Raw genomic sequence first — 25,567 nt, forward strand, 5'->3', positions numbered from 1 at the left:
GGTATCGCGATCAAGAGCGACCGCGCAACATCGAACGCCGTCCATGGTTGTCGCCGACGACGATCGAATTGCCTCTTTATCGACACGCGGATGCAGGTAGAGTGCGGCTGATTTCAACCAAACCGTTCGGAACTGATGCTCGCACGCCTGTTCGTGATCTTTGGTGGCCTGTTCGTGCTGGTGCTGTGCGCGGCGCTGGTGGGGCCGTATTTTGTCGACTGGTCCGGCTATCGGGCGCAGTTCGAGCGCGAAGCGAGCGCCATTCTCGGCCGCAAGGTGACCGTGCAGGGCGACGCCACGGCGCGCTTGTTGCCGTTTCCGTCGGTAACCTTCTCCAATGTCGCCGTTGCCGGCGGCCCCGCCGGCCAGCCGGCGATGACCGTCGAGACGTTTTCGATGGATGCGGAACTGGCGCCGTTCCTGCGTGGCGAGGTGCTGATTTTCGACATGCGGCTGGTGCGGCCGAAAGCGACGATCGACATCGCCGCCAATGGTACCGTCGACTGGGCGATGCGGCCGTCCTCGCCCTTCAACCTCAACCAGATCTCGATCGAGAAGCTGACGGTGACGGAAGGGCAGATCGAGTTGCGTCATGCCGCCGGCGGACGCAGCCACACCATGTCCGAGATCAATTCGACCATTTCGGCCAAATCGCTGGCGGGCCCGTGGCGCATGGATGGCACGTTGAGGTTCGACGGCCTGCGCACGACGGTTGCCGCCACGACCGGCAAGGCCGAAGCCAACGGCCAGATGCGGTTTCGGCTCAAGGCCGATCCCGACGCCTATCCGCTGGTCATCGAAACCGACGGCAATGCCGGCATCGTCAACGGCGCCGCCATCTACTCCGGACAGTTCAAGATTTCCGGCGCCGATAAGAACTCAGCCCAGTTGCGGGGCACCGATGGCGAGACGGTGAAGGTCGGCACCGGCAAGTCCGATCCCGGCTTTCGGGTTAACGGCAAGTTCGCGCTCGATCACCAGAAGCTCGGCATCGATGAATTCCGCTTCGAGACCGGACCCCTCGACAATCCCTATACCGCCGACGGCAAGGCCTCGATCGATCTCGGCCAGAAGCCGAGCTTCGCCATCGAGGCCAATGGCGCGCAGGTGCAGTTCGACGAGGCCGTGGGTGCGGCGGCAGGCGCCGGCCTGACACTGGATCAGCGCATTGCCGGACTGGAACAGGCCTTGCTCGACCTGCCTAAGCCGACCATTCCCGGAACGGTCGAGGTCAGGTTGCCGGCCGTGGTGGCCGGTGACACCACGGTTCGCGACGTTCATCTTTCCGCCGAGCCGGTCGATGGCGGCTGGTCGGTGAAATCGCTCGCCGCGACACTGCCCGGCCGCGCCACGCTGGAGGCCGACGGCCTGCTCAGCGTCGAGAACCATTTCGGCTTCACCGGTTCGCTGCTGCTGGCCGTGGCGCAGCCTTCCGGCTTCGCTGCCTGGTTGTCCAAGGACGTCGACGAGGCGATCCGGCGTCTGCCCGCCGCCGGCTTCCGGGCTAAAGTCGATCTCTCCGAAAAGCGCCAGGCCTTCAGCGATCTCGAACTGGTCCTGGGCAAGGCGATGTTTTCCGGCCGCATCGATTCCAGCCAGCCCGACGACGGCAGGCCCTCGGTGCTGATGCGGCTGGAAGGCGGCGATCTCGATGTCGACGGGCTGGCGGCCTTCGCTTCGATCTTCATCAGTGACAAGGGCGCCAACCGATTTGCCGACCGCGACCTCGATTTCCAGATCAAGGCGGGACCGGTCAGTGCCGGAGGCTTGTCCGCCGACACGGTCGACACCGCGCTCAGGCTGCGCGACGGGCTGCTTGAGATCGACCGGCTGTCGGTGGGCGGGCTGGCTGGCGCGTCGATCAGCGCCACAGGCCGGATCAAGGATTTCCCAGCAAGCCCGACCGGCAAGCTTGACGCCTCCGTGGTCGCCGTCGACCTGAAGCCGCTGATAGACGTGGCGGCGCAGCACTATGCCGACAATGCCGTGCTCAAGGGACTGGCAAGCCGCGCCGCTGCTTATCCCGACCTGTTCCAGGACTCGCGCGTCGATCTTGTGGTGAGTGCTGCCGACAATGGCGACGGCACAACAGGGCTTGCTGTGAGCGGGCAAGGCAAGGCCGGCGGATCGTCCTTTTCCGCCTCGCTGTCGGGGAAGGGAGCGGTCGACAAGCTTCTTGAAGCGCCTGTGGCGCTGACCTTCAATGCCAGGAACCCCGACGCCACAGCGCTGCTGGCACTTTACGGCTTGCCGGCACTGCCGCTCGGCATGCTCGGCGAGGCAAGCACCGACATCCAGGCCAAGGGCACGCTGGGCGGCGGCCTTGCGACGAGCTTCAGCCTTGCCGGCAACGACTTCAACGCCGGTTTCGACGGCACCGTAGCCGACACGCCCCAAGGTCCGGTCGCGAAGGGCAAGGTCAGCCTCGATGCGGCCGACATCGAGCCCTGGCTGATGACATCGGGCATAGGCCTGCCGGGCATGGGGACAGGCACGTCGACGTCGCTCACCGCGCAGGCCGATTACGGCAACGGCCTACTGGTGCTCTCCGGCCTCAACGCCGCCATCAACGAAGCTGCGGTGTCGGGTGACGTGAACATCGACGTCAAGGAGGGGATTGACGGCAAGGATGGCGTGCCGCATCTGGCCGGCTCACTGGCGCTCGACGAACTTGATCTCGACCCGATGGCGGTGGCGCTGTTCGGCGATTCCGCGTTCACGGACAAGAGCGGAGACAATAAAGGCGGTGTGTGGCCGTCGGCCCCGTTCAGCCAGAAATCCAGCCTTCCATTCACGGCCGATCTCGACTTGACCACGGCTTCCCTTGCCGCAGGGCCATTCGCGACCGCCTATGACGCGGCCTTGTCGCTGAAGCTCGACCAGGAAGGCATCCGCGTGTCCGATCTCAAGGCGAAATTCCTTGGCGGTGCGCTGACCGGCCTGTTCGAATTGAAAAACAATGACGGCACTGGGCTTTTCACCGGCCAGATGAAGCTCGCGGACGCCGATCTGCCAGCCGTGCTGCCGGATGCCGGCATCGGCGGCAAGGGGGATGTCTCCGCGGCGTTTTCGACAAGCGGCAAATCGGTCGACGCGATGATCGCCGCTCTGTCGGGTTCGGGCACGGCGGCGCTGAAGGGCGTCACGGTCGCCGGCGTCAATCCCAATGCGTTCAGCACCTTCCTCGCCAAGGCGGACGCGATCGGCCGCGATATCGATGCAGCCAAGACCGCCGGCTTCGCGCCCGCTATCGCGGCAGATGGCAGTTTCGCGGCAAAGGATACCGACATCGCCTTCACCATTGCAGGTGGCACGCTGCGAGCGCCGCCGATCAGCCTCGAAAATCCTTCGGCGACCTTGTCCGCCGACATCACGGCGGACCTCAATGCCGATACGGTCTCCGCCAAGGGCGCGGTCACCTACCGGCCCGGCGACGAAGCGCTCGTCGGTTCCGAACCGGCGATGAATTTCAGCGTCGAGGGGCCGTTCGGCGCCGTCAAACGGCAGTTCGACAGCGAACCGCTGGCGCAGTTCCTGACCCAGCGCGCGCTCGAGAAGGAGCAGCAGCGGGTCGAGGCGATGCAGGCCGCGTTGCTGGAGAAGCAGCGGCTGCGGCGCGAAGTGCGTTACTACGCTGCGTTGCAGGACCAGCGCGACAAGGCGGCCGAGGAGCAGCGACAGCGGGAGGAGGCGGCGCGGCTGAAGGCCGAGGCCGACGCCAAGGCGAAAGCCGAGGCGGAAGCTCAGGCGCAGGCCGAAGCAGAGGCCAGGGCCAAGGCGGATGCCGAGGCAAAAGTCAAAGCCGAGGCGGATGCCAAGGCAAAGGCCGAGGAGGCGATGCGGACCTCCTCGCAGGAGAAGGCAAGGCTGGAAGCAGAGCGCAAGGGCGCCGAGCAGACGCCGAACCCGGAACCGGCGGCACCGCCGGTGGCCAATGACAATCCGCCTCCGGCCAAACCGCAGTTCAATCCGTCTACGATCGACAATTTGCTGAAGTCTTTGCAGTAGGGCAGTAGGGCAGTAGGGCAGTAGGGCAGTAGGGCAGTAGGGCAGTAGGCAGGGGATTTCCCTCGATCGTTCAAATAACGAGCAGTTCGGCGCTGTCGGCGACGTAGCGGGCGTGACGAAAATCGCGGATGGCGGCAAGCTTGCCCTCCTGCCAGACCAGCAGGATGAAATAGGCTGGTCGCGCAGCCGGATCGTTGCCGTCGTGAACGAGGACCACCGGCCTGTCCTCGACGAATCCCGGCACGAAACGCCAATCGCGGAGGCGGGAATAGTTGTGGAAATAGGTGGCCACTTCCTTGGGTCCGGTAAACCGCGTCCTGGCCACCAGCTCCAGGCGAACTTCATCGGCGAGCATGTCGCGCACGGCGTCGAAATCACGGGCGTTGAAGCGATCGATATAGGCTTCGAGCAACAGGCGTTCGGAGACGCCCAACCTGGGAACCGGCCGATCCTCGGGCTCGGCGGCGAGCTGGCGCAAGCGGCCGCGGCCACGATGCAGCGCCGCCTTGACGGCCGGGACGCTGGTGTCCAGCGCGGCGCTGATCTCTTGCAGCGAATAACCCAGAACGTCCATCATGATGACGCTGCTGCGCTGCGCGACGGGCAGGCGCATGAAGGTGTGCAGGCCGGCGGCAGCGGCCTGACGGTCGAAGGTGGCGTTGGCCGGGTCGACGATCATGTCCAGATCCTCATCGGAAAAGGCCTTTTCGCGGGCTCGCCGGCGCAGAAAATCGAGTGCCGTGTTGTGCGCGATGCGGAACAGCCAGCCCTCCGGATTTGCGATCTGGCCGGCGTTCGGCAAAGCCTCGAACGCCTTGGCCAGCGCTTCCTGCAACACGTCCTCGCCGTCGAAGACGGAACCCGTCATGCGCGCGCAATAGCGGTGCAGCTTTGGGCGCAAGTCCCCAAGCAGGCGTTCGATGAGCGCGCGGTGCCCGCCAGGAATGAGGATGTTCATACGCCCGCCGTTCTCCACATCGCTTGACCGCGCCTAGTGGTCCAGCATCCGGTAACTGCCCACTACCGTCATCGCCTCGCGATGCGGAGGCTCGATGCAGCGATCCCTGATGCCGTTCTGAAAAGTCGCGAATGCCGCTAGCCCCGGAAGGGTGCCGGCCTGCTCCTCGGTTGCCGCCTCGACCAGATGGAAGAAGGTACCGTCGCCGGACCGCCATGTCATGTAGCGAAACCCTTCGGGCGATTTATCCCGCAATTCCTGGAACACGGCCTTGACCAGCCGCTCGTTCTCGTCGACCAGCTCCGGTTTGGTCCTGTAACGTATCAAATGGTGTTTCATCTTGTCTGTTCCTTTGCCGGCCCTGCACCTTGCAGGTCGCTCATGTCCGAGACGAAGCGGCGGAGCCAAAGGATTCGGGGTTTCCGGAATTTTTTTATGCGGCCCCTTATGTCCCATCTTCCCTATGGTAGCCGGGCTTCGCAAAAGTTGAATGGACGACGGCGCGTTGCTGACGGCTGTCGCGATCTCATCGTGCGCTCACCGTCGATCGAGGACGGTATGTCGGGCCTGTGGTTGGGCCAACAACGCCCAGGACATGCGCGGCAGTTATTCGACCAGAATGCGCGCTTCCCTCGCGGCTTCGACAAAAGCATCCCTGGCGGTATCGGCCGATACGCCGCCGTTCATGGCCTGTCGGCACGCCCGCAGCGCAGCCTTATGCTTGATGCTTCCCGCATCGCGCCAGTGATTGGTAAGAAGGTCGAGAGCTTGTTCGGCATTGGACAGATTTCGAACGTCGCCAGTAACGCCTGTGGAAACCGGGACTGCCTTGGAAAACCAGATGTTGTACATGGCATAGCCTCCATTCAGCTAGGTTGCGAAACTTGTCTCTGGAGCGTGTCGCGGTCCTTTCGGGCGAGCACGCTCCTCAGCATGGGTTCGATGCGCGAAAGCTCGTCGAGATGCACGGCCGACAAGTCGGCGAGGCAGGCATCGGCCCGCTCGGTCAGTTGCAGCAGCACCTTGCGCTGGTCGTCCTTGTCCTGATCCCTGACGATCAGCCCGGCCTCGCACAGGCGGTTGACCAGTTCGACGGCGCTATGATGACGGATGCGCAAGCGTTCGGCGAGGTCGCCGATGGCTACCGGGCCTCCGCCCGGAAAACCCTTGATGGCGAGCAGTGCCTGATGCTGGCGCGATGTCAGACCGGCGTCTTCGGCCTGTAGCTGGCTGAATTCCAGGAAGCGGCGGATCAGATAGCGGAACTCCGACAGCCGCTGGTAGTCGGCCTGGCTGATGGCGGGGCGGGGTTTTTGCGGATGCGACATATCAGACATGTGTTGTCATTCCAGCCAAAGCTCAAACGATTTCGGGCCAAGTCCGCTTGAATATTTATATCGTATTACGATACATAGCCGCCGGCAAAGCCGTTTTGACGGTTTGCCGATCCTCCAACAGCGACACGCCACGGAAAGCAGGCAGGCAATGAAGACCGAACAGGGCAGTCCCGGACATCTGCGCGATTTCACCACCGACGCCAGGGTGTTGCTGATCGCTGGCATCGCGGTGGTGGTGGCGACGGCCGCGCTGTTTGCCGGCATCATCCTGCTGAAATTGATCCGGCTCGCCACCAACGTCGCCTATTTCGGTCAATTCACGCTCGCCGATCTGAGGCTGGAGGACACGCCGCTTGGCTATGCCGCCGTCGCCGTGCCGGTGATCGGCGCACTCATTATCGGCCTGATGGCGCGCTACGGCAGCGAGAAAATCCGTGGCCACGGCATTCCAGAAGCGATCGAAGCGATCCTGCTCGGGCGCTCGCGGCTGGACGCCAAGGTCGCAGTGCTGAAGCCGCTGTCGTCGGCGATCTCGATCGGCTCCGGTGGACCGTTCGGCGCCGAGGGCCCAATTATCATGACCGGCGGCGCCATCGGCTCGCTGATCGCGCAGATGCTGCCGGTCAGCGACAATGAGCGCAAGACGCTGCTGGTGGCGGGCGCCGCCGCGGGCATGACCACCGTGTTCGGAACGCCGATCGCCGCCATCATGCTGGCGGTGGAGCTGCTTCTGTTCGAATGGACGCCGCGCAGCTTCATTCCGGTGGCGGTGGCTGCCATCGTGGCGGAGGTCGAGCGCACCATGCTGCACATGCCGGGACCGATCTTTCCGTTTCAGGGCGGCATGGCGATTTCCTTTGCCGGTCTTGGCGGTTGGGTCCTGATCGGTATTGCGGCCGGCCTCCTGTCTGCCTTGCTGACGCAGATGGTCTATGCCTGCGAGGACGGTTTCCAGAAACTGCCGATCCACTGGATGTGGTGGCCGATGCTCGGCGGCCTCGTCGTCGGCATTGGCGGCCTGATCGAGCCGCAGGCGCTCGGCGTCGGCTACGACAACATATCCAACATGCTGGACGGCCGCACGATTGCGACGGCAGCACTCCTGTTGTTGGTGGTGAAAGCGGTCATCTGGTCGGTGGCGCTGGGCTCGGGAACGTCGGGCGGCGTGCTGGCGCCACTGCTGATCATGGGCGGCGCGATGGGCGCGGTGCTCGCCGGCTTCCTGCCGGCGGCCGATCCCGGCTTCTGGGCGCTGCTGGCGATGGCGGCGACCATGGGCGGCACGATGCGCGCGCCGCTGACGGCGACCTTCTTCGCGGTCGAATTGACCGGCAACACGCATGTGCTGGTGCCGCTGATCGCGGCCTGCGCCGCCGCCCATGCGGTGACGGTGCTTTTGATGAAACGTTCCATCCTGACCGAGAAGATCGCCAGGCGAGGGCATCATCTGGTGCGCGAATACCGGGTCGATCCGTTCGCGCTGACCAGGGTGCACGAAGTGATGACCACGCAGGTCCAGAGCGTGCCGGCGACGATGACGCTGCATGGCGCAGCGGCATTCCTGACTGCGCCGGAGACGCGTCATCCGAGCTTCCCGGTCATTGACGGCAACAGGCAGGTGCTCGGCCTCATCGATCCACCGGCGATTCTGCGCTGGCGGCGTGCCGGCAAGCACCGGACGACGACGCTCGGCGACTTGCTGGCCGGCAGCAAGGTGACGCTTGCCTATCCCGATGAATATCTGGAAGGCCTGTCGGACAAGCTCCTGACGGCCAACGTGTCGCATCTGCCGGTCGTGGCACGCGACGACGGAACGCTGGTCGGTTACGTCGGCTGGAAGGACCTGATGCGCGTCAGATCCAGGAAGCAGGCGGAAGAGCGCGATCGCACGGCCCTCCTGGGGTTCGGCACCCGCCGCGGGAAACAGGAAGGCACTGCCTGACGGAGCCAGGCGTCAGGCGCGGCCGCGCTTCGCCCAGGCCAGTACATGGATCCGGAGCGCCGAGGACAGATTGGTGTCACGCGGCCGGTTTTCGTCGACTTCCGCGACCAGCGCGGCAAGGGTCAGATTGCGCGCGGCGGCGATGGCGACAAGGTCGTCAAAAAACGGCTTTTCGAGCGAATAGCTGGTGCGGTGGCCACGGATCGTCACCGAGCGTTTTTCGACCGGGCTCACCTGGAGCTCATTTGGGGTCCGGATCGGGCGACGGTTGACGCCGATGGCCCGCGACGAAGAACTCGGCCTTTTCGGCAACCAGGCGGTCGCGTTCCTTCTCTGCCCCGGAGCGGCCGTACAGGGCGCGGTTCTGGCTGGCAGTGCGTTCCTTCTCCAGCCTTGCCTTCTGCTTGCGAGCCTGGCGCAGATTGACGATGTCGGCCATGACGCGCGACCCGAAGGCTTATTTCTTGCGGAAGGCGTCGAGCGAGACGACTTCGGCGCCCTTGGCGGCATCGGCATCGGCCGCCTTCTTCTCGGGTTCGGCGGCCTTCTTCTCCGCCTTCGGCTTTTTCTCGGAGACGATGGCGAGCGGTTCGGACGCCGGCTGGGAAGCTGGTTCGTCATCTGACTGGCCTTCGGTCTTGACGTCGAATTCGAGTTCGAAGTTAACCGACGGATCGTAGAAGCCGCGCACCGCCGAGAACGGGATTTCGAGTTTTTCCGGCACGTCCGAGAAGGAGAGCCCGACCTCGAAACCGGTCTCGGTGACCTTCAGGTCCCAATACTGGAACTGGATGACGATGGTCATCTGCTCCGGATAGCGCTCGCGCAGCCGCGAAGACACGCGCACGCCCGGCGCGCCGGTCAGGAAGGTGATGAAGAAATGATGGTTGCCGGGGAGGCCGGTGCGCGCGACCTCGGCCAGGACCTTGCGCATGACGCCGCGCAACGCCTCCTGGGCCAGAATGTCATAGCGGATGTGGTCGTCGGCCATGTGGCGGTCGGGTTCCGTTGAATCGTCCGCATAGCTGTAATCAAGCTTGAGCGCGGCGTAAACCGCATATAGACCGCCGCCGCGAGGAAGCGAGGACGATTGCCGAGATTTGATCGCGGAAGCCGGCTTGCGTCACCCGCAAATGTCACGCGTTGGCAAGCGCGGCGTGTTTCTTGACGCTGGTCGGGGAGGGGCGCTTGCCGAAAGCGCGCAGGAAGGTGCGCACGCCATTTGTCGCCGATTGCACGACCTCGTCCTCGGCCGGGGTGCCGCCGAGCATGAAGGTCGTCTGCAATTCAGCATTGACGAGGCCGAGGAACTGCCGCGCCGCGACGTCGGGGTCGTCGATCGCGAGGTAACCGCCATAGGCAAGGCGGGCGAAGCGGGCGGCGATTGCCGGCCAGGTCCGCCCCGGGCCCTGTTCGCGCCATTCGGCGAACAATTCAGGGTAGCGTTCGCCTTCGGTCTGGATCAGCTTGCGCAGGAATTTTCCGTCGCGGTTGCAGATGCAGTTCTGGTTCAGGCGCACGGCAAAGCCGATCAGATCCGCTTCCAGATCCCTCGGCTGGTCCGGGAACGTGGCGATGGTGGCGAAGATGCCGGCATTGCAGCGCTCGGTGAGATCGCGGACTACGGCGATGAAGAGCTTTTCCTTGTCGCCATGGTGGTTGTAGACGGTCTGGCGCGAGACACCCGCCTCGGCGGCGATCAGGTCGATATTGGCGCCGGCAAAGCCCTCGCGGCAGAACACGGAAGCGGCTGCGTCGACCACCGAGATGCGCTTGGCCTCGTGGCTGCGTGGCGGGAAACTGTCAGGAGAAACACCCGGTCTCATGAAAATCTATATAGAGGTGATTGACGATTTAGACAAGACTGTCTAAATTTGTGGACACGCTATAAGAGGTTCACCTCTGGACAGGCGAACAATTCGCTCTCGGAGAGTCGGAATCCCACGGGATCGAACGTCCTGGGGTCAGACGTCGCCTTGCGGCGGCAACCAGATTCGAAAGAAGCCAACATCATGAGTCCCAAATTCCTCCGCATCGCGGTCGTGCTCGGCCTGTTGTCCGCCATCGGGCCCTTCGCCATCGATATGTATCTGCCCGCATTGCCCTCGATCGGCGCGGATCTCAACGCCGGCACCGCAGCCGTGCAGATGAGCCTTTTGATCTTCTTCCTGTCGATGGGCTTCGGCCAGATCGTCGTCGGGCCGATCTCCGATATGGTCGGACGCAAGCTGCCGCTCTATGGCGGTCTTGCGCTGTTCATGGTCGGCGGCGTCGGTTCGGCATTGGCGCCGACCATCGAATGGCTGATCGCCTTCCGTTTCCTGCAGGGCCTTGGCGCCAGCGCCGGCATGGCCATTCCGCGCGCGATCGTGCGCGACCTGCACACTGGCAACGAAGCCGCCAAGCTGATGTCGTTGCTGATGCTGGTGTTCTCGGTATCGCCGATCCTGGCGCCGCTGACCGGCAGCCAGATCATCGAGAGTTTCGGCTGGCGCGCCGTGTTCTGGACCGTCACGGCCGCAGCGGTGCTAGCAACCATCCTGCTCGCGACCTCGCTCAAGGAGACGCGGCCGGCTGAAGAACGCGCCGGTTCTTCCTTTGGCACCGCCCTTTCAGGCTACCGTTTCCTGATGGGGGACCGCAATTTCCTCGGCCTGGTGGCGATCGCGGGCTTCGGCATTGCGAGCTTCTTCGTCTATCTGTCGAGCTCGTCCTTCATCCTGATCGACCATTACGGCCTGTCGCCTTCGGTCTATAGCGTGTTCTTCTCGATCAATGCCGTCGCCTTCATCGGCATGTCGCAGCTCACCGGCCTGCTTTCCGAGCGTTTCGGGCTCAAGCGGGTGGTGTGGGTGGCGGTGACCGGCTACGCCACGACGATGGTGGCACTGTTCGCTGTCATGGCTTCCGGTGTGGACCGGCTGGATGTGATGGCGGCGCTGCTGTTCGTCGGCTATGGCTTTCTCGGCCTGGTCATTCCGACCACCTCGGTATTGGCCATGGAGGAGCATGGCGAGATCGCGGGCACGGCTTCGGCGCTGATGGGCACGCTGCACTTCGCCATCGGTGCGCTCGCCATGGGTGTCGCGGGCATCTTTTTCGACGGCACGCCGTTGCCGATGGTCGCCGGCATCACGCTCTGCGCGGTGATCTCCTTCACCCTGGCCAAGATCACGCTCGGCCGTTCGCGCGAGGCCGTCGAAGCGCCGGCGGAGTAGGCAATCGCCAATAAATTGAAAGAGGCCGGGAAATTGAAAGAGGCCGGGGCGATCCCGGCCTTTTTCATGCCAATCCCGTTTCGTCCAGCATGAAGCGCAGCCGTGTCTCGACAGGCGCCAGGGGCAGCCGTACCAGTTCATAACCGAGTTCGGCATAGACGCCGACCAGCGCGTGACAGGTACGCTCGGCTTCGTCGAGCGTTTGCTTGCGTTCTTCATCCTGCGTGAAGATTTCGGGCCAAGGCGGGGCAACGAAGACACGAGGGTTGTAGCGGCAACGCTTCGCTGCGATGCCGACGTGATCGGGCACCGGCAGACCGCTGAGGCGGAGATAGCCCAGCGTGTCGGGCACGCCACGATCGAGGAAGACCGGTCCTTCCTGTTCGATCGCGGCTTGGTACGAGCGCATCTCCCAGGACAGCATCAATTCGGCAAACAATGCGCGATCGCTCCAAGGCAAAGCGGAGCCGCCAATGGCGGACTGGTCGCGAATGATGCCGCGTCCGGCCTCGACCGAGGTGGCGAACCCTGCACGGCGCAAGGCTTCGATCAGTGTGGTCTTGCCGGAGCCCGGACCGCCGGTCAGCACGAAGAATCGGTCGGAATTGTTTTGCATTTTTTACCCATGTCGAAGGAGGCACGCGGCTCCACTGCGTCGCCTCCCATGGGCCGAACGAAGTCTGGCCGGCGCGAGCGTGCCGTTGTGCGTGATGCCGATGAAAAAGGGGAGAAGTGGAGGTTTCTGTTGCCAGGTACCTCCGAACCCCGCCTAGAAGTGCGAACCCCTAGGGCTTGATTTGAAGCTATCGCACTGCATTAAGCAGCGAGACGTGCTTCCGCATAGTTGTCGTTGGCAACTATAAGTTTAGCCCGATGACGGTGGTACAATGCCGGGCAAAAGTACGATCTTTACACCTTCGTCGATCCTATTTCGCCCCCAGCAAAAGCCGCTCCGTCTTCCAGAGCGGTTTTTGGTGGAGGCGCCGGGTACCGCCCCCGGGTCCGAACGGCTTATTTCATCGCCAGTTTATCGCCATAGTCGGTCAAGCCGACGAAGCGAATATAGGGGTCCATCGCCAGAAATGAAAGACCGCAATGTGCTTTGTCCCTGTGTCAAAATGCGACGCGGCAGGGTTGACTTGGGAACGGTCTCAACCGAAGCTTTGCCGCGGTGAGGAGTTACCGACCGAGCGCACGAGTTGCGGAGCGCGCCACAGCCCTCATCGACCGGATCCGTGGCGCCGACGAGGGGAATTTTGATGGCCGACTATCTTGCAGACGTGAAGAAATACGACGCCGCGGCGAGTGCGGAAATTGTTGAGAAGATCGTCAAGCATCTGGGCATCGCGCTCAGGAACCGCGACTCCTCGCTGGTGTCCTGCACCGATCCCAAAGAACTCGAGCGCGTCCGGGAAAACTGGGTCGGCAAGAAGCTCGGCGTCGCCGATGCGGCGAAGGCAGATGCTGCGATCGAGAAGACCTGCAAGGCGATGGCCGCAGACAACACCAAGAATCGAGTGACTTTTTACTACCTCGTTGCCAAGGACCTGGGAAAGCTCGGTTCGCTCTGAGAATTCCGTGCTCGCGCGGCTGCTGAAGCGCGCCGCTGGTTTGTAACGGGCACGGCTTGTGCTGCCCCTCATCTGGCTGCCGCCATCTTCTCCCCGTATAGAGACGGGGAGAGGAATGCTGTCACCGATGGTTTCGCCAATTGCCGGGGTTGCAAGACGGACACCGAGGCTGCGGCCAGTTTGCTTGGATGTCGGCGCAGACGCCGAAACGGTGATGAGGCAAGCGTCGCCTGCGCCGTTTTGATGTGTTCGGCCGCCTGTCTAGCAGCTATAATGCTCGCACAATCGAATCGAGCCGAACCGATGCGCCAGTATCTCGACCTTCTGCAGCACGTGCTGGATCATGGCGCCGACCGCGGCGACCGCACGGGCACGGGCACGCGCTCCGTGTTCGGCTACCAGATGCGCTTCGATCTGGCGCGCGGCTTTCCCGCCACCACCACCAAGAAGCTGCACCTGAAATCGATCATTCATGAGCTTTTGTGGTTCCTGGCCGGCGAAACCAATATCAAATATCTGACCGACCATGGCGTTTCCATCTGGGACGAATGGGCTGACGAGAATGGCGACCTTGGCCCCGTCTATGGCAAGCAGTGGCGTTCCTGGCCGGACGGCCATGGCGGGTCGATCGATCAGATAACCAATCTTGTGAAAGAGATACGCCGCAATCCTCAATCGCGGCGGCTGATCGTTTCGGCCTGGAATCCGGCCGAGGTGGAGGCGATGGCGTTACCGCCATGCCATTGCCTGTTCCAGTTCTACGTCTCGGAAGGCCGGCTTTCCTGCCAGCTTTACCAGCGTTCCGGCGACATCTTCCTCGGCGTTCCGTTCAACATCGCCTCCTACGCCCTGCTGACGCTGATGGTGGCGCAGGTGACCGGCCTGAAGCCCGGTGATTTCGTCCATACGCTCGGCGACGCACATCTTTATTCGAACCATTTCGAGCAGGCGCGCGAGCAGCTGCGGCGCACGCCAAGAACGCTGCCGACCATGTGGATCAACCCTGAAGTGAAGGATCTCTTCGCCTTCCGCTTCGAGGATTTCCGGCTGGAAAATTATGTCGCCGACGCGACGATCAAGGCGCCGATCGCGGTCTGAACCGCCGGCGCAACCTTGCCGACCTGATGTCTCGAGGCCGTGGCGATGGTGGTGCCTCGCCGGTACGTCGTTTTGATATCTTTTCGACAAGATCGGTCGACCTTACCCTCAGGCCAGGAGATTTCCGGGGAGGCGTCCATGCGACTGCCAGCAGCGGTATTTGCGCTCGTCTTTGTCTTCGCTTTCAATGGCCGCGCATTTGCCGAGTGCGGGTGTGAATGCATCAACAACAGCATGAAGCCGTTCTGCGACGATCCAGCTGCGAAGCTGCCAAACTGTCCCCGCGCGACTTGCAAGCCCGCTGACGCAGAGGGGAATGACCTTCCCGCAAGCGCCATATCAAGCGAGACGCGGTATGTCTGCAAAGTGCGGATGGTGAAGACGCCGGAAGGCTCGTTTCGACACACACTTATCTGCATTTAGACATTGTCTCGCCTCTCCCAATAGATCACGGCGGCGACAGCTATGTCGCCCAAAAGTGACCGCGGTTTTGGGGGAACGACGCGCTTTAGAAGATTTCAGCCTTGGTTCCGTCGAGGGCAACGGGCGCCGATTTTCTTGTGACGTCTTCGTCTGCCTTTCGCTGTATCCGTGCTGGTCTATCGCAGGTCGCGATGACGCCGCGCATTCAATGGCGACGCTGGGCGAAAAACCTTTCCTTGTTATATTCATCCGGATATATCGGATGGCAGGCTTCGAGCAGGCCGGATGCCAACTCAGGGAGAGCTTCATGACGCGCAACGGTTTTGCAGTGGCGGCGGTCGCCATTGGTGGCTTCGCGGCGGCGTGGACGGCAGCAGTGCCGGCGGCGCGCGCGCAAGACGAGGTCGTGGTGTTTGCGGCCGCCAGCCTCAAGGACGCGCTCGACGCGGTCAACAAGGCCTGCGCGGCTGATGTCGGCGAAGCGGCGACCATCTCCTACGCGGCGAGTTCGGCGCTCGCCAAGCAGATCGAAAGCGGCGCGCCGGCGGACGTCTTCATCTCGGCCGATCTCGACTGGATGAAGTATCTTTCCGACAGGAAGCTGACCAAGCCCGATACCGAAGTGAAGCTGCTCGGCAACCAGATCGTGCTGGTGGCGCCGAAGGATTCGGGCGTTGAAGCCAAGATCGAAAAGGGTTTTGATCTGGCCAAGCTGGTCGGCGACGGCAAGCTCGCCATGGGCGACCTCAAGGCTGTGCCGGCTGGCAAATACGGCAAGGCCGCGCTTGAATCGCTCGGCGTCTGGTCCTCGGTCGAGGGCAAGGTGGCGCAGGCCGAGAATGTGCGTGCGGCACTCAAGCTGGTCTCGACGGGCGAAGCGGCTCTCGGCATCGTCTATGCCACGGACGCGCATGCCGAAAAGGGCGTCAAGGTGGTTGGTGTTTTCCCCGAGGATTCACATCCGCCGATCATCTATCCGGTTGCCCAAACGGCTGATACGAAGGACAAGGACACGCCTGCCTTCCTGAAGTGCCTGCGGACGGCAAAGGCCTCGGATCTATTCAAGGAGCAGGGTTTCACGGTCCTTGCGCCTGTCAACTAGGATAGCCACCTGCGCATGAACTGGCTGCTGGACCTCACTCCCGACGAATGGAATGCGGTCCGGCTGTCCATCAAGGTGGCGACAGTGGCGATGATCGCCAGCCTGCCGCCGGGCATAGCGATAGCGCTGCTCCTGGCGCGCGGCCGATTCTGGGGCAAGACGCTGCTCAACGGGCTGGTGCATCTGCCGCTGATCCTGCCGCCCGTGGTGACCGGCTATCTCCTGCTTCTGACCTTCGGCAAGCGCGGGCCGGCCGGCGCATTCCTGGCCGAGCATTTCGGCATCGTCTTTTCCTTTCGCTGGACGGGTGCGGCTCTTGCCTGCGGCGTCATGGGTTTTCCGCTGATGGTGCGGGCGATCCGATTGTCGATCGAGGCCGTCGACCGCAAGATGGAGGCGGCGGCCGGAACGCTCGGCGCCAGCCCGCCATGGGTGTTCGGCACCATCACCTTGCCGCTGATCCTGCCCGGGCTGATCGCCGGTGCCATCCTCTCCTTCGCCAAGGCGATGGGCGAGTTCGGAGCGACGATCACCTTCGTCTCCAACATCCCGAACGAGACGCAGACGCTGCCATCGGCAATCTACACATTCACCCAGGTGCCGGGCGGCGATGCCGGCGCGCTTCGGCTGACGCTGATCTCGATCGTCATCTCGATGGCCGCCCTGGTGGCCTCGGAAGTGTTGGCGCGGCGCGTCGGCCGGCGGATGGACATTGAATGACGGTCCTTGTCGACATCCGCCATCGGCTCGGCGATTTCCCCCTCGACATCCGCTTCGAGAGCGCCGGGCGGCTGACGGCGCTGTTCGGGCCCTCCGGCTCGGGCAAGACGACGCTGATCAATATGATTGCCGGGCTGATCCGGCCCGACCAGGGACGCATCGAGGTCGATGGCCGTGTGCTGGTCGACACGGCCAAGGGCATTTTCGTGCCGAAGCACAGGCGCCGGATCGGCATGGTGTTCCAGGACGCGCGTCTGTTTCCGCATATGAGCGTGGCGAGCAATTTGCGCTACGGCCGCTGGTTCACGCCGGCGGCGGAGCGTTATGCCGAGATCGACGCCGTCGTCGAATTGCTCGGCATCGAGCCGCTGCTGGCGCGGCGGCCGGCAAAGCTCTCGGGCGGCGAGAGGCAGCGCGTCGCGATCGGCCGGGCGCTGCTCGCCAGCCCCCGGCTGTTGCTGATGGACGAGCCGCTGGCCTCGCTCGACGAGGCGCGCAAGGCCGAAATCCTGCCCTACGTCGAGCGGCTGCGCGATGAGACGAAAATCCCGATCGTCTATGTCAGCCATTCGGTCGCCGAGGTGGCGCGGTTGGCGAGCGACGTGGTGATGCTGGCGCAAGGCAAGCTTGCCGCCAGCGGCCCGACCACGGCTGTCATGCAAAGGCTGGACCTTCTGCCGGCGGAGGAGCGCGGCGAGGGCGGCGCGGTGCTGGACACCAGCGTACTTCATCATGACGAGGTTTTCGGCATGACGGTGCTTGGCTCGAACGTCGGCGAGATACGCGTGCCCAAGCTGGCCGCGATGGTGGGCGCGCCGGTGCGCATACGCATCCGCGCTCGCGACGTCATGATCGCCACCGAACAGCCGTCGGGTCTCAGCGCGCTCAACATCCTGGCCGGCACGATCGTCGCGATCAGACCGGGCGAGGGGCCGACGGTCGAGATCGGTATCGACTGCAACGGCGCGACCGTGCTGGCACGGGTCACCGAACAGTCGCGGCAGGTTCTGAAGCTGCGGCTCGGCGGACAGGTCTTCGCCGTGATCAAGACGGTGAGTTTCGACCAGGCAAACACCGGGGGCGGGCTCCCCGCGGAGGCGGATGGCTGAGACGGCGAGTGGGTCTTTGCGCTATATCTATTTGGAATAGCGATGCCGCCAAAGACGCTCTAACATGGCAGGCGTGATCGCGGAGGAAGAAAATGCCGTCGCTGAGCTTGCGGATAAATCTCGACCCCGACGGGCGCATCGGGCCGGGCAAGATCGAATTGCTGGAGCAGATCGCCGCCTTCGGTTCGATCTCGGCCGCCGCGCGCGGCATGGAGATGTCCTACAAGCATGCGTGGGACTTGGTCGAGGACATGAACCGGGTGTTCGGCAAGCCGCTGGTGGCCGCGCAGACCGGCGGCCGCAAGGGCGGCGGCGCACAATTGACGGCGGTGGGCCTGGCCGTGGTCAGCCGCTTCCGCGCCATCGAACGCGCGGCGGCTTCGGCGGCCGCGACGCATATGGAGGCGTTGCAGGCGGAGATTGAGGAGGAGTAGGGCAGTAGGGCAGTAGGGCAGTAGGGCAGTAGGGCAGACCAACTCGGGCGCGTCGAATTTTTCGTGTGCTTTCTTGTGTTCCGGCTCCTGATGTCTCGTTCACTTACTGCCTTACTGCCCTACTCCCCTACCTTCCTCAGCACGTACGTATCCATGATCCAGCCCTTTTCTCTGCGGGCCTGCTCGCGGATTTTCTCGATTTCGGCGCCGACGTCGCGAAGGCGGCCGGAGACGATGATTTCGTCCGGCGTGCCGAGATAGGCGCCCCATTGGATGAAAAGATCCTGGTCGGCGAGCGTGTTGAAGGCGCATTTGCCGTCAAGCATGACGACGGCGCTGCCGGCATTTTGCGGCATACCTTCTTCCGTCAACCGGCGGCCGGTGGTGATCAGGATGGAATCGCCGATGCGGTTCAGCGCTGTCGCGTGGCTGGCGGCGAGCGCCTGGATGGCGGTGATGCCGGGAATAACCTCCAGTTCGAAGGCGACGTTGCCCCTGAGGCGTACGCGCTCCAGAATGCGCAGCGCGCTGTCGTAGAGCGAGGGGTCGCCCCAGATCAGGAAGGCGCCGCAACCATCCTCGGCGATCTCTTCGCGGATCAGGTCTTCATAGATGGCGGCGATTGCCTCGTGCCAGTCATCGACAGTCGAGCGATAGGAAGGCGCCGGTTCGGCCCGCACGGGCACGTCGAATTCCACGCGGCGTGAATTCGGGTTGGTGACGAAGCGGTCGCAGATGTGACGGCGCAGTTCGGCAAGATCGTTCTTCTTCGCACCCTTGTCGGGGATGAACAGCACGTCGGCCCGATTGAGGCCGTCTATGGCCTGCACGGTCATATGGTCGGGATTGCCGGCGCCGATGCCGATGACGAGAAGCTTGCGCATGAAGCGAACTCCTGCCCGATCGCAACCCTTTAGTCCAGACTGGCGTGGCGCGGATGCGGAAGGGCTTTGAAACGCCACGTTGAAACCGCTAGGGTCATCGCGACATTCTCGCCGAGGGGCTTTCATGTTGCGATATGTTCTGACGGCGGTGCTGGCCTTGTCGGCCGCACCCGCGTTCGCCAATGATTCCGTTGCCGAACTCGGCACCGGCGGCCTGGTGCTGTCGCGCAGCGATGCCGTGGCGATGCAGAGCGAGGACCTCTTCATCTCGCCGGAAAAGGTGACCGTGGATTACGTCTTCCACAACAACACCGATAAGGACGTCGACGCGATCGTCGCCTTCCCAATGCCCGACATCTCCGGCGATCCCGAGGAGATGCCGGCGATCCCCGAAAACCAGAGCGACAATTTCCTTGGCTTCGAGGTGACGATCGACGGCGTGGCGGCAAAGCCTGAGCTCGAGCAGAAGGCGCTCGCGCTCGGCATCGACATCGGTGCCGACCTGAAGGCGCAGAACGTGCCTTTCAACCCATTCGGCGAAGCGGCAAAGGCGGCGCTCGCGAAGCTGCCGCAAACGGTGGCGGACGACTGGGTCACCCGCGGCATCATCATCGAGGACACTGTCGATGACAGCCCTGGCGCGAAACCCAATTATGCACCGTTCTGGCAATTGCGCTCGACCTATTGGTGGCGCTCGACCTTTCCGGCCAACAAGGACGTCCACGTTTCCCACCGCTACAAACCGAGCGTCGGCGGCACCTCGTCGGTCAGCTTCTTCTACGACGGCAAGTTCCAGGGACAGTACGCCGCCTACAAGTCCCGCTACTGCATGGACGACACGTTCGAGAGCGCAGTGCGCAAGGCTGCCAAGAACGACCCCGACGGCTATCCAAAATATTACGAGAGCCGCATCGCCTACATCCTGACCACCGGCGGCAACTGGGCGGCCGGCAGCATCGGCAAGTTCAAGCTGACCGTCGACAAGGGCAATCCCAAAGCCCTGGTCTCGTTCTGCGGCGACAATGTCAGGAAGGTCGGGCCGACGAGTTTCGAGATGACGGCTGAGGACTTCTATCCAGAGCGCGACATCGACATCCTTATCCTCGATCCATCCGACAATGGGAACGGCAACTGATGCACGTGGCAATCTATGTCGCCATCGCCGAGAACGGCGTCATCGGGCGGGACGGGGGGCTGCCCTGGCGGCTTTCCACCGATCTCAAGCGCTTCAAGGCAGACACGATGGGCAAGCCTATCATCATGGGACGCAAGACCTATGAAGGCATCGGCCGGCCGCTGCCGGGCAGGCTGAACATCGTTGTCACCCGTGACAAGACCTGGCGCGCCGACGGCGTGGAGGTGGCGCATACGCTCAAGAACGCGATCCAGCTGGCTGATGTGCGTGGGCGCTGCATGAGCGGGGTGAACGAGGTCTGCGTCATCGGCGGCGGCGAAATCTATGCGCAGGCGCTGCCGCTGGCTGACCGGCTGCACGTCACCCATGTGCTGGCCGCTGTCGACGGCGACGCGCATTTCCCACCGATCGATTCGAAACGCTGGCGCGAAGTCACTTCGCAGGAGATACCAGCCGGCGAAAAGGACAGCCACGCGACGCGCTATACGGTTTACGAGCGACGCCGCGAGAGGCATTGAAAGAAAAAAGGCATTTAAAGACGACAAAGGGTCGCGACCGGCCCAAAACCGATGATGCTGGCAGAGCATCGCGTTGAAAGCATGCCGTGGCGTCCCTATAGAAGAACAAGACTGGATTTGCGCCGAAATTCCGGCGCTTGAGGGAATTCCAAGCGAAAGGACATTCATGCCCTGGAACGACAAAGGTGGCGGTGGCGGCGGCCCGTGGGGCGGCGGCGGCAACAATCAAGGACCCTGGGGGCAGGGACCGAAGGGGCCAAGCGGCCCGCAAGGCTCGCCTCCCGACCTCGAGGACATCATCCGCCGCGGCCAGGACAGGCTGCGGCGTGCGCTGCCCGGCGGTGGCGGCGCCAGTCCGGCCATATTCGGCCTGATCGGCGCGGCGCTGGTCGTGCTATGGGCGTTCCAGGCAATCTACACCGTGCAGCCCGACGAGGTCGCAGTCGAGCTGCGCTTCGGCAAGCCGAAGGCCGAGCTGTCGCAGCCCGGCCTGCATTTCCACTGGTGGCCGCTCGAAACCGTCGAAACGGCCAAGATTTCCGAGCAGCTCGTCGACATTGGCGGTGGCGCCTCCAGCGGCAACACGTCGGGGCTGATGCTTTCGGGCGACCAGAACATCGTCAACGTGCAGTTCTCGGTCGCCTACCAGGTCTCCGATCCCCGCGCCTATCTGTTCGACGTCTCCGACCCGGACGGCATGCTGAGGCAGGTCGCCGAGAGCGCGATGCGCGAGGCCGTCGGCCGCAGGCCGGCGCAGGACATCTTCCGTGACGACCGCCAAGGCATAGCGGCTTCGGTGCGCGAGATCATCCAGACCACGCTCGACGGCTACAAGGCCGGGCTTCAGGTCAACGCCATCTCGATCGAGGACGCGGCGCCGCCGCGTGAGGTCGCCGACGCCTTCGACGAGGTGCAGCGCGCCGAGCAGGACGAGGATAAGTTCGTCGAGCAGGCCAACCAGTACTCCAACCAGAAGCTCGGCCAGGCACGCGGCGAGGCCGCACAGGTCCGCGAAGACGCGGCCGCCTACAAGAACCGGGTGGTGCAGGAGGCCGAAGGTGAGGCCCAGCGCTTCATCTCCGTCTATGACGAATATGCCAAGGCGCCCGACGTGACGCGCAAGCGGCTTTACCTGGAAACGATGGAGAAGGTGCTGAAGGACTCCGGCAAGGTGATCGTCGAGCAAGGCAACGGGCAGGGGGTCGTCCCCTATCTGCCGCTGCCGGCATTGCAGCAGAAAGCGCCGGCTCCGGCCCCGCTTGGCGCGACGACGGGAGGTAACCAGTGATGGCCAACCGTCTTCCCGTCATCGTCGTCATCGCGGCGGTCATCCTGTTCCTGCTCTATTCGTCGGTCTTCGTGGTCAATGCGCGCCAGCAGGCACTGGTGCTGAGGTTCGGCGAGATCGTCGACGTCAAGACCGAACCCGGCATCTACTTCAAGGCGCCGTTCTCGTTCTTCGACGCAGACACGGTGCAGTTGATCGAGAACCGGGTGCTGCGCTTCGACCTCGACAACATCCGCGTCCAGGTCTCGGGCGGCAAGTTCTATGAGGTCGATGCCTTCATCGCCTACCGAATCTCGGATCCGCGTGTCTTCCGAGCCGCGGTATCAGGCCAGATCGAGCTCGCCGAAGCGCGGCTGAGGACGCGTCTCGACGCTGCCTTGCGCCGGGTCTACGGTCTGCGCGACTTCGAGGCCGCCCTTTCGGAGGAGCGCGCGGTGATGATGCGCGAAGTGCGCGATCAGCTACGGCCCGACGCCACCTCGCTCGGCCTGCAGATCGAGGATGTCCGCATCCGCCGCACCGACCTCACGGCCGAAGTCTCGCAGCAGACCTTCGATCGCATGAAGGCGGAACGTCTGGCTGAGGCCGAAAGGCTGAGGGCGCGCGGCAATGAGGCGGCGCAGCGCATCAAGGCCCGCGCCGACCGTGAGGTGGTCGAGATCATCGCGGAAGCGCAGAAGGAGTCCGAAATCCTGCGCGGCGAGGGCGAGGCGCAGCGCAGCGCCACCTTTGCCGAGGCTTATCAGCGCGATCCGGCGTTCTTCGATTTCTACCGGTCGATGAACGCCTATGGCACGGCGCTGGACAACACCGGCACGACAATGGTGCTGTCGCCGAATTCGGAGTTCTTCCGTTTCTTCCGCGACCCTGACGGAAAGGAGGCGCCGGCAAGGCCGGCGGCTCCGCAACCGGCACCTCCTGCCGCACCGGCGACCGCACCCGCAACTTCGCCCGGCACCGGCCAGTAGCGGCCGGTGCAGGATTTCTTGGCGGCAATAGGCCTGGTCCTCGTCATTGAGGGCTTGGTCTATGGCGGCTTTCCCGGTTTCGCCAGGAAACTGGCGGGCGAGGTGCTGTCATTGCCGGAGAATGCATTGCGGATTGCCGGGCTGGTGGCGATTGGCGCCGGCGTCGGTATCGTCTGGCTGGTCCGCGGCGGCTAGGGGGGTGTGCAAAAACGCGGGATTTACACTCTGCCAATAGCCATAGCCGCAAACGTGCCCTATTTCTTGCCATCATGGCGCGACACGGCGTTTCCGTCGAAGCGCTTTTCTCTTTCAGAAGTGCCGGGAGGCTTCTCGATGACATCCAACACCCTTTTGCGCGCGGTTCGACGCACGTTCGTCGCTGGCGCGGCAGCGCTTCTTCTGGGCACCGTGGCCGTTCCGGCCTTCGTGACGTCGACAATGGCCGCCGACGGGCCTGCTTCGGTGGCCGACCTGGCGCAAGGCCTGCTCGGCGCGGTGGTCAACATCTCGACGTCGCAGACGGTGAAGGGCACGGAAGGTCCGGGCGCGGTGCCGATGCCGCAGCTTCCCGAAGGCTCGCCGTTCCAGGATTTCTTCGACGATTTCTTCAAGAACCGTGGCGGCGACAAGGACAATGGCTCGCAGAAAGTGCAGTCGCTCGGCTCCGGTTTCGTCATCGACGCCGAGCAGGGCATCGTCGTCACCAACAACCATGTCATCGCCGATGCCGACGATATCGAGGTCAATTTCTCCGATGGAGTCACGCTGAAGGCGACGCTGGTCGGCACCGACACCAAGACCGATGTCGCGGTGCTCAAGGTCGATCCGAAGGGCCACAAGCTGACGGCGGTGAAGTTCGGCGATTCCACCAAGATGCGCGTCGGCGACTGGGTGATGGCGATCGGCAATCCGTTCGGCCTCGGCGGCACGGTCACGGTCGGCATCGTCTCGGCGCGTAACCGCGACATCAATTCAGGCCCCTATGACGATTTCATCCAGACCGATGCCGCGATCAACCGCGGCAATTCGGGCGGGCCGCTGTTCAACAGCGCCGGCGAGGTCATCGGCATCAACACGGCGATCATTTCGCCGTCCGGCGGCTCGATCGGCATCGGCTTCTCCATCCCCTCGCAGCTCGCATCGGGCGTTGTCGAGCAACTGCGCCAATATGGCGAAACGCGGCGCGGCTGGCTTGGCGTGCGCATCCAGCCGGTGACCGACGACATTGCCGAGAGCCTCGGCATGGCGACCGCCAAGGGTGCGCTGGTCGCCGGCGTCATCAAGGGTGGACCGGTCGACAACGGCACCATCCAGGCCGGCGACGTGATCATCAAGTTCGACGGCAAGGACATCCACGAAATGCGCGACCTGCCGCGTGTGGTCGCGGAGAGCCCGGTCGGCAAGGCGGTCGACGTGCTGATCGTGCGCAAGGGTGTCGAGCAAACGGTGAAGGTAACACTTGGCCGGCTCGAGGACAGCGAGAAGCTCGCCAGCGGCGAAAACGGCAACACCGACCAGGACAAAGGCGACAAGGCGCCGGCGGTTTCGACGGCCTCGGTGCTCGGCATGACCGTCGGCGAATTGAACGACGATACGCGCAAGAAGTTCAGCATCGCCGCCGATGTTTCGGGCGTCGTCATCACCGATGTCGCCAAGGATTCGGCCGCGGCTGAACGCGGCATCCAGCCGGGCGAGGTGATCACCGAAATTGCACAGGAATCGGTTGCCACGCCCAAGGATGTGATGGACCGGATCGGCGCGCTGAAGGAGCAGGGACGCAAGAACGCACTGTTGATGCTGGCGTCCAAGACCGGTGAGCTGAGGTTTGTGACGATCCGGATGGACTGAGGATCGCTAACGATGGTCATATTGTAACATCCCATGGGATGTACTATTTTGACTTGTGAGGCGGATCGTACTGGACACAAACGTTTTGACGGCAGGCTTGCGAAGCAGGAATGGCGCGTCTTTCGCCATCCTGCAGCTGATTGCGGATCGGCAAATTCGCCCATTAGTGACGACAGCGCTGTTTCTTGAATATGAAACCGTGCTGGCCAGACCCGAGCAGGTGGCGGCTCACGGGTTGTCCGCGCCGGATCTGGGCCGTTTGCTGGCCGGCTTTGCATTGCTGGCTGAGCCGGTCGAGCTGCACTTTCTCTGGCGGCCGCAATTGAACGATCCGAAGGATGAGATGGTGCTTGAAGCAGCGATCAACGGCCGGGCCGATGCGTTGGTGACTCACAATCGCCGGGACTTCCTAGCTGCGGCAGGCCGTTTTGATGTACTGCTTGTGAGCCCGGCCGAGTTCTTGGAAGGACTTCGTACATGAGCAAAGCGACTTATCCGCTGAAACTGCCACAGTCGGTTAAGGAAGCAGCCGCGCGCCTCGCGAAGGCCGATGGCGTGTCGCTCAATCAATGGATTGCGTCGGCTGTGGCGCAAAAGGTCGGGGCAATGGAAGCGGCAGCTGACTTCCTGCGTCGTCGTGCCGGCGACGCGTCACCGGGCGATTTCGCGAAAATGCTGGGGCGGGTCGCAGACAGATCGCCACAGTCCGGCGACGAATTTCCACCTGACAGGCATTGATCAGCGACGATTCTTCCGCCAATCCGCGCTCGTCAGCCTGTAGAACACATGCCTCTTCAGCTCCGGGTGGCTGTCGGGAATGCCGGGGTGGTCGAAGTTGGCCGAGGGATCGGCGGTCATGCCGAGGCGCTTCATGACGGCAGTGGAGCGGCGGTTGTTCTCGACCGCGAAGGAGACGATCTCGCCAAGGCCGAGTTTTTCGAAGCCGTAGGCCAGCCATGCCTCGGCAGCTTCCGTGACATAACCCTTGCCCCAGAATTCGGGCGCA

Annotated in this window: 27 protein-coding genes, 1 other RNA gene and 1 pseudogene; 17 read left to right on the top strand and 12 right to left on the bottom strand. The window is 63.4% G+C overall.

The genetic code is table 11. The annotated features are described in order from the left end of the window. Positions 1–135: 135 nt before the first annotated feature. The gene (locus FJ490_RS11615) at positions 136–4,008 is read left to right on the top strand and encodes an AsmA family protein (protein WP_140729177.1); all 3,873 of its coding nucleotides are present in this window, start codon (positions 136–138) and stop codon (positions 4,006–4,008) included. Between the two features lie 70 nt (positions 4,009–4,078). Here FJ490_RS11615 and FJ490_RS11620 read toward each other — a convergent pair whose 3' ends face one another. From FJ490_RS11620 to FJ490_RS11635, 4 genes are all read right to left on the bottom strand, one after another. Then, positions 4,079–4,966 carry a sigma-70 family RNA polymerase sigma factor gene (locus FJ490_RS11620; RefSeq protein WP_140729176.1) on the bottom strand — a complete coding sequence of 296 codons (888 nt, stop codon included), beginning with the start codon at positions 4,964–4,966 and terminating at the stop codon, positions 4,079–4,081. 33 nt (positions 4,967–4,999) lie between these two features. Next, positions 5,000–5,305 carry a hypothetical protein gene (locus FJ490_RS11625; RefSeq protein ID WP_140495300.1) on the bottom strand — a complete coding sequence of 102 codons (306 nt, stop codon included), beginning with the start codon at positions 5,303–5,305 and terminating at the stop codon, positions 5,000–5,002. A gap of 267 nt (positions 5,306–5,572) precedes the next feature. Then, positions 5,573–5,818 (bottom strand): DUF982 domain-containing protein, encoded by a 246-nt coding sequence (locus FJ490_RS11630; protein WP_140495302.1) that lies wholly within the window; start codon positions 5,816–5,818, stop codon positions 5,573–5,575. A gap of 14 nt (positions 5,819–5,832) precedes the next feature. Next, entirely contained in the window at positions 5,833–6,303 is a 471-nt protein-coding gene (locus FJ490_RS11635; RefSeq protein WP_140516535.1) for a MarR family winged helix-turn-helix transcriptional regulator, read from the bottom strand. Between the two features lie 148 nt (positions 6,304–6,451). On the opposite strand from FJ490_RS11635, the gene FJ490_RS11640 reads away from it, so the two are divergent. Further along, a complete protein-coding gene (locus tag FJ490_RS11640; protein WP_140579988.1) occupies positions 6,452–8,245 on the top strand; it encodes a chloride channel protein in 1,794 nt (597 codons plus the stop codon). Positions 8,246–8,257: 12 nt separating this feature from the next. Here FJ490_RS11640 and FJ490_RS11645 read toward each other — a convergent pair whose 3' ends face one another. The 4 genes from FJ490_RS11645 to FJ490_RS11660 all read right to left on the bottom strand — a co-directional run bounded on the left by FJ490_RS11645 (position 8,258) and on the right by FJ490_RS11660 (position 10,071). After that, the gene (locus FJ490_RS11645; RefSeq protein ID WP_140495308.1) at positions 8,258–8,479 is read right to left on the bottom strand and encodes a ribbon-helix-helix domain-containing protein; all 222 of its coding nucleotides are present in this window, start codon (positions 8,477–8,479) and stop codon (positions 8,258–8,260) included. Positions 8,480–8,486: 7 nt separating this feature from the next. Continuing rightward, entirely contained in the window at positions 8,487–8,684 is a 198-nt protein-coding gene (locus FJ490_RS11650; protein WP_140495310.1) for a DUF4169 family protein, read from the bottom strand. Positions 8,685–8,702: 18 nt separating this feature from the next. Further along, positions 8,703–9,236: an SspB family protein gene (locus FJ490_RS11655; RefSeq protein ID WP_140495312.1), complete on the bottom strand. Its 534-nt coding sequence runs from the start codon at positions 9,234–9,236 to the stop codon at positions 8,703–8,705. Between the two features lie 145 nt (positions 9,237–9,381). Further along, entirely contained in the window at positions 9,382–10,071 is a 690-nt protein-coding gene (locus FJ490_RS11660; RefSeq protein WP_140495314.1) for a TetR/AcrR family transcriptional regulator, read from the bottom strand. A 186-nt stretch (positions 10,072–10,257) separates the two neighbouring features. Here FJ490_RS11660 and FJ490_RS11665 point away from each other — a divergent pair, with 186 nt between their 5' ends. Beyond that, positions 10,258–11,463 (top strand): multidrug effflux MFS transporter, encoded by a 1,206-nt coding sequence (locus FJ490_RS11665; RefSeq protein WP_140516527.1) that lies wholly within the window; start codon positions 10,258–10,260, stop codon positions 11,461–11,463. Between the two features lie 64 nt (positions 11,464–11,527). On the opposite strand, the gene FJ490_RS11670 is transcribed toward FJ490_RS11665, so the two are convergent. Together FJ490_RS11670 and ssrA are read right to left on the bottom strand one after the other, a co-directional pair. Then, positions 11,528–12,079: an AAA family ATPase gene (locus FJ490_RS11670; RefSeq protein ID WP_140516525.1), complete on the bottom strand. Its 552-nt coding sequence runs from the start codon at positions 12,077–12,079 to the stop codon at positions 11,528–11,530. A 115-nt stretch (positions 12,080–12,194) separates the two neighbouring features. Further along, positions 12,195–12,555, bottom strand: a transfer-messenger RNA (tmRNA) gene (gene ssrA / locus FJ490_RS11675). Between the two features lie 167 nt (positions 12,556–12,722). Here ssrA and FJ490_RS11680 point away from each other — a divergent pair. From FJ490_RS11680 to FJ490_RS11705, 6 genes are all read left to right on the top strand, one after another. Further along, the gene (locus FJ490_RS11680) at positions 12,723–13,034 is read left to right on the top strand and encodes a DUF2853 family protein (RefSeq protein ID WP_140495320.1); all 312 of its coding nucleotides are present in this window, start codon (positions 12,723–12,725) and stop codon (positions 13,032–13,034) included. 303 nt (positions 13,035–13,337) lie between these two features. Next, complete coding sequence (locus tag FJ490_RS11685) at positions 13,338–14,132, top strand: thymidylate synthase (RefSeq protein ID WP_140648961.1); 795 nt, start codon at positions 13,338–13,340, stop codon at positions 14,130–14,132. Between the two features lie 730 nt (positions 14,133–14,862). Further along, a complete protein-coding gene (gene modA, locus FJ490_RS11690) occupies positions 14,863–15,657 on the top strand; it encodes a molybdate ABC transporter substrate-binding protein (RefSeq protein WP_140729175.1) in 795 nt (264 codons plus the stop codon). 15 nt (positions 15,658–15,672) lie between these two features. Next, positions 15,673–16,377, top strand: coding sequence for a molybdate ABC transporter permease subunit (gene modB, locus FJ490_RS11695; RefSeq protein WP_140495324.1), 705 nt, complete (start codon positions 15,673–15,675; stop codon positions 16,375–16,377). Further along, positions 16,374–17,486, top strand: coding sequence for a molybdenum ABC transporter ATP-binding protein (gene modC / locus FJ490_RS11700; protein WP_140729174.1), 1,113 nt, complete (start codon positions 16,374–16,376; stop codon positions 17,484–17,486). The genes modB and modC overlap by 4 nt, the downstream gene beginning before the upstream one ends. A 92-nt stretch (positions 17,487–17,578) precedes the next feature. Beyond that, a complete protein-coding gene (locus FJ490_RS11705; RefSeq protein ID WP_140559548.1) occupies positions 17,579–17,920 on the top strand; it encodes a winged helix-turn-helix domain-containing protein in 342 nt (113 codons plus the stop codon). Between the two features lie 119 nt (positions 17,921–18,039). Here FJ490_RS11705 and cobF read toward each other — a convergent pair whose 3' ends face one another. Next, positions 18,040–18,804 (bottom strand): precorrin-6A synthase (deacetylating), encoded by a 765-nt coding sequence (gene cobF, locus FJ490_RS11710; protein WP_140559549.1) that lies wholly within the window; start codon positions 18,802–18,804, stop codon positions 18,040–18,042. A 124-nt stretch (positions 18,805–18,928) separates the two neighbouring features. Between cobF and FJ490_RS11715 the strand changes: the two genes are divergently transcribed. The 8 genes from FJ490_RS11715 (at position 18,929) to FJ490_RS11750 (ending at position 25,299) form a co-directional block, all read left to right on the top strand. Then, positions 18,929–19,939 (top strand): DUF4424 domain-containing protein, encoded by a 1,011-nt coding sequence (locus FJ490_RS11715; protein WP_140630962.1) that lies wholly within the window; start codon positions 18,929–18,931, stop codon positions 19,937–19,939. After that, complete coding sequence (locus FJ490_RS11720; RefSeq protein WP_140729173.1) at positions 19,939–20,457, top strand: dihydrofolate reductase; 519 nt, start codon at positions 19,939–19,941, stop codon at positions 20,455–20,457. The genes FJ490_RS11715 and FJ490_RS11720 overlap by 1 nt, the downstream gene beginning before the upstream one ends. 166 nt (positions 20,458–20,623) lie before the next feature. Continuing rightward, a complete protein-coding gene (hflK, locus tag FJ490_RS11725; RefSeq protein ID WP_140630967.1) occupies positions 20,624–21,745 on the top strand; it encodes an FtsH protease activity modulator HflK in 1,122 nt (373 codons plus the stop codon). After that, positions 21,745–22,713 (top strand): protease modulator HflC, encoded by a 969-nt coding sequence (locus FJ490_RS11730; RefSeq protein ID WP_140521174.1) that lies wholly within the window; start codon positions 21,745–21,747, stop codon positions 22,711–22,713. The genes hflK and FJ490_RS11730 overlap by 1 nt, the downstream gene beginning before the upstream one ends. Positions 22,714–22,719: 6 nt before the next feature. Beyond that, entirely contained in the window at positions 22,720–22,908 is a 189-nt protein-coding gene (locus FJ490_RS11735; protein WP_140559552.1) for a DUF2065 domain-containing protein, read from the top strand. A gap of 138 nt (positions 22,909–23,046) precedes the next feature. Beyond that, positions 23,047–24,561: a DegQ family serine endoprotease gene (locus tag FJ490_RS11740; RefSeq protein ID WP_140559553.1), complete on the top strand. Its 1,515-nt coding sequence runs from the start codon at positions 23,047–23,049 to the stop codon at positions 24,559–24,561. Positions 24,562–24,616: 55 nt separating this feature from the next. Next, positions 24,617–25,042, top strand: a complete 426-nt coding sequence (locus tag FJ490_RS11745) for a putative toxin-antitoxin system toxin component, PIN family (protein WP_140495343.1) — start codon at positions 24,617–24,619, stop codon at positions 25,040–25,042. Beyond that, entirely contained in the window at positions 25,039–25,299 is a 261-nt protein-coding gene (locus tag FJ490_RS11750; protein ID WP_140495345.1) for a toxin-antitoxin system HicB family antitoxin, read from the top strand. Before FJ490_RS11745 ends, FJ490_RS11750 begins: the two co-directional genes overlap by 4 nt. On the opposite strand, the pseudogene FJ490_RS11755 reads toward FJ490_RS11750, so the two are convergent. Continuing rightward, positions 25,300–25,566: pseudogene (locus FJ490_RS11755) on the bottom strand (GNAT family N-acetyltransferase); the annotation flags it as partial. It lies immediately after the preceding gene. Position 25,567: the final 1 nt, after the last annotated feature.

The organism is Mesorhizobium sp. B2-5-11, from assembly GCF_006440835.1.
Classification (GTDB): Bacteria; Pseudomonadota; Alphaproteobacteria; order Rhizobiales; family Rhizobiaceae; genus Mesorhizobium.

What these genes read in the sequence shown, in the direction of transcription:
- FJ490_RS11615 (WP_140729177.1), top strand. Translation starts at nt 136, where the DNA reads ATGCTCGCACGCCTGTTCGTGATCTTTGGTGGCCTGTTCGTGCTGGTG.
- FJ490_RS11620 (WP_140729176.1), bottom strand. Translation starts at nt 4,966, where the DNA reads ATGAACATCCTCATTCCTGGCGGGCACCGCGCGCTCATCGAACGCCTG.
- FJ490_RS11625 (WP_140495300.1), bottom strand. Translation starts at nt 5,305, where the DNA reads ATGAAACACCATTTGATACGTTACAGGACCAAACCGGAGCTGGTCGAC.
- FJ490_RS11630 (WP_140495302.1), bottom strand. Translation starts at nt 5,818, where the DNA reads ATGTACAACATCTGGTTTTCCAAGGCAGTCCCGGTTTCCACAGGCGTT.
- FJ490_RS11635 (WP_140516535.1), bottom strand. Translation starts at nt 6,303, where the DNA reads ATGTCTGATATGTCGCATCCGCAAAAACCCCGCCCCGCCATCAGCCAG.
- FJ490_RS11640 (WP_140579988.1), top strand. Translation starts at nt 6,452, where the DNA reads ATGAAGACCGAACAGGGCAGTCCCGGACATCTGCGCGATTTCACCACC.
- FJ490_RS11650 (WP_140495310.1), bottom strand. Translation starts at nt 8,684, where the DNA reads ATGGCCGACATCGTCAATCTGCGCCAGGCTCGCAAGCAGAAGGCAAGG.
- FJ490_RS11655 (WP_140495312.1), bottom strand. Translation starts at nt 9,236, where the DNA reads ATGGCCGACGACCACATCCGCTATGACATTCTGGCCCAGGAGGCGTTG.
- FJ490_RS11660 (WP_140495314.1), bottom strand. Translation starts at nt 10,071, where the DNA reads ATGAGACCGGGTGTTTCTCCTGACAGTTTCCCGCCACGCAGCCACGAG.
- FJ490_RS11665 (WP_140516527.1), top strand. Translation starts at nt 10,258, where the DNA reads ATGAGTCCCAAATTCCTCCGCATCGCGGTCGTGCTCGGCCTGTTGTCC.
- FJ490_RS11670 (WP_140516525.1), bottom strand. Translation starts at nt 12,079, where the DNA reads ATGCAAAACAATTCCGACCGATTCTTCGTGCTGACCGGCGGTCCGGGC.
- FJ490_RS11680 (WP_140495320.1), top strand. Translation starts at nt 12,723, where the DNA reads ATGGCCGACTATCTTGCAGACGTGAAGAAATACGACGCCGCGGCGAGT.
- FJ490_RS11685 (WP_140648961.1), top strand. Translation starts at nt 13,338, where the DNA reads ATGCGCCAGTATCTCGACCTTCTGCAGCACGTGCTGGATCATGGCGCC.
- modA (WP_140729175.1), top strand. Translation starts at nt 14,863, where the DNA reads ATGACGCGCAACGGTTTTGCAGTGGCGGCGGTCGCCATTGGTGGCTTC.
- modB (WP_140495324.1), top strand. Translation starts at nt 15,673, where the DNA reads ATGAACTGGCTGCTGGACCTCACTCCCGACGAATGGAATGCGGTCCGG.
- modC (WP_140729174.1), top strand. Translation starts at nt 16,374, where the DNA reads ATGACGGTCCTTGTCGACATCCGCCATCGGCTCGGCGATTTCCCCCTC.
- FJ490_RS11705 (WP_140559548.1), top strand. Translation starts at nt 17,579, where the DNA reads ATGCCGTCGCTGAGCTTGCGGATAAATCTCGACCCCGACGGGCGCATC.
- cobF (WP_140559549.1), bottom strand. Translation starts at nt 18,804, where the DNA reads ATGCGCAAGCTTCTCGTCATCGGCATCGGCGCCGGCAATCCCGACCAT.
- FJ490_RS11715 (WP_140630962.1), top strand. Translation starts at nt 18,929, where the DNA reads ATGTTGCGATATGTTCTGACGGCGGTGCTGGCCTTGTCGGCCGCACCC.
- FJ490_RS11720 (WP_140729173.1), top strand. Translation starts at nt 19,939, where the DNA reads ATGCACGTGGCAATCTATGTCGCCATCGCCGAGAACGGCGTCATCGGG.
- hflK (WP_140630967.1), top strand. Translation starts at nt 20,624, where the DNA reads ATGCCCTGGAACGACAAAGGTGGCGGTGGCGGCGGCCCGTGGGGCGGC.
- FJ490_RS11730 (WP_140521174.1), top strand. Translation starts at nt 21,745, where the DNA reads ATGGCCAACCGTCTTCCCGTCATCGTCGTCATCGCGGCGGTCATCCTG.
- FJ490_RS11740 (WP_140559553.1), top strand. Translation starts at nt 23,047, where the DNA reads ATGACATCCAACACCCTTTTGCGCGCGGTTCGACGCACGTTCGTCGCT.
- FJ490_RS11750 (WP_140495345.1), top strand. Translation starts at nt 25,039, where the DNA reads ATGAGCAAAGCGACTTATCCGCTGAAACTGCCACAGTCGGTTAAGGAA.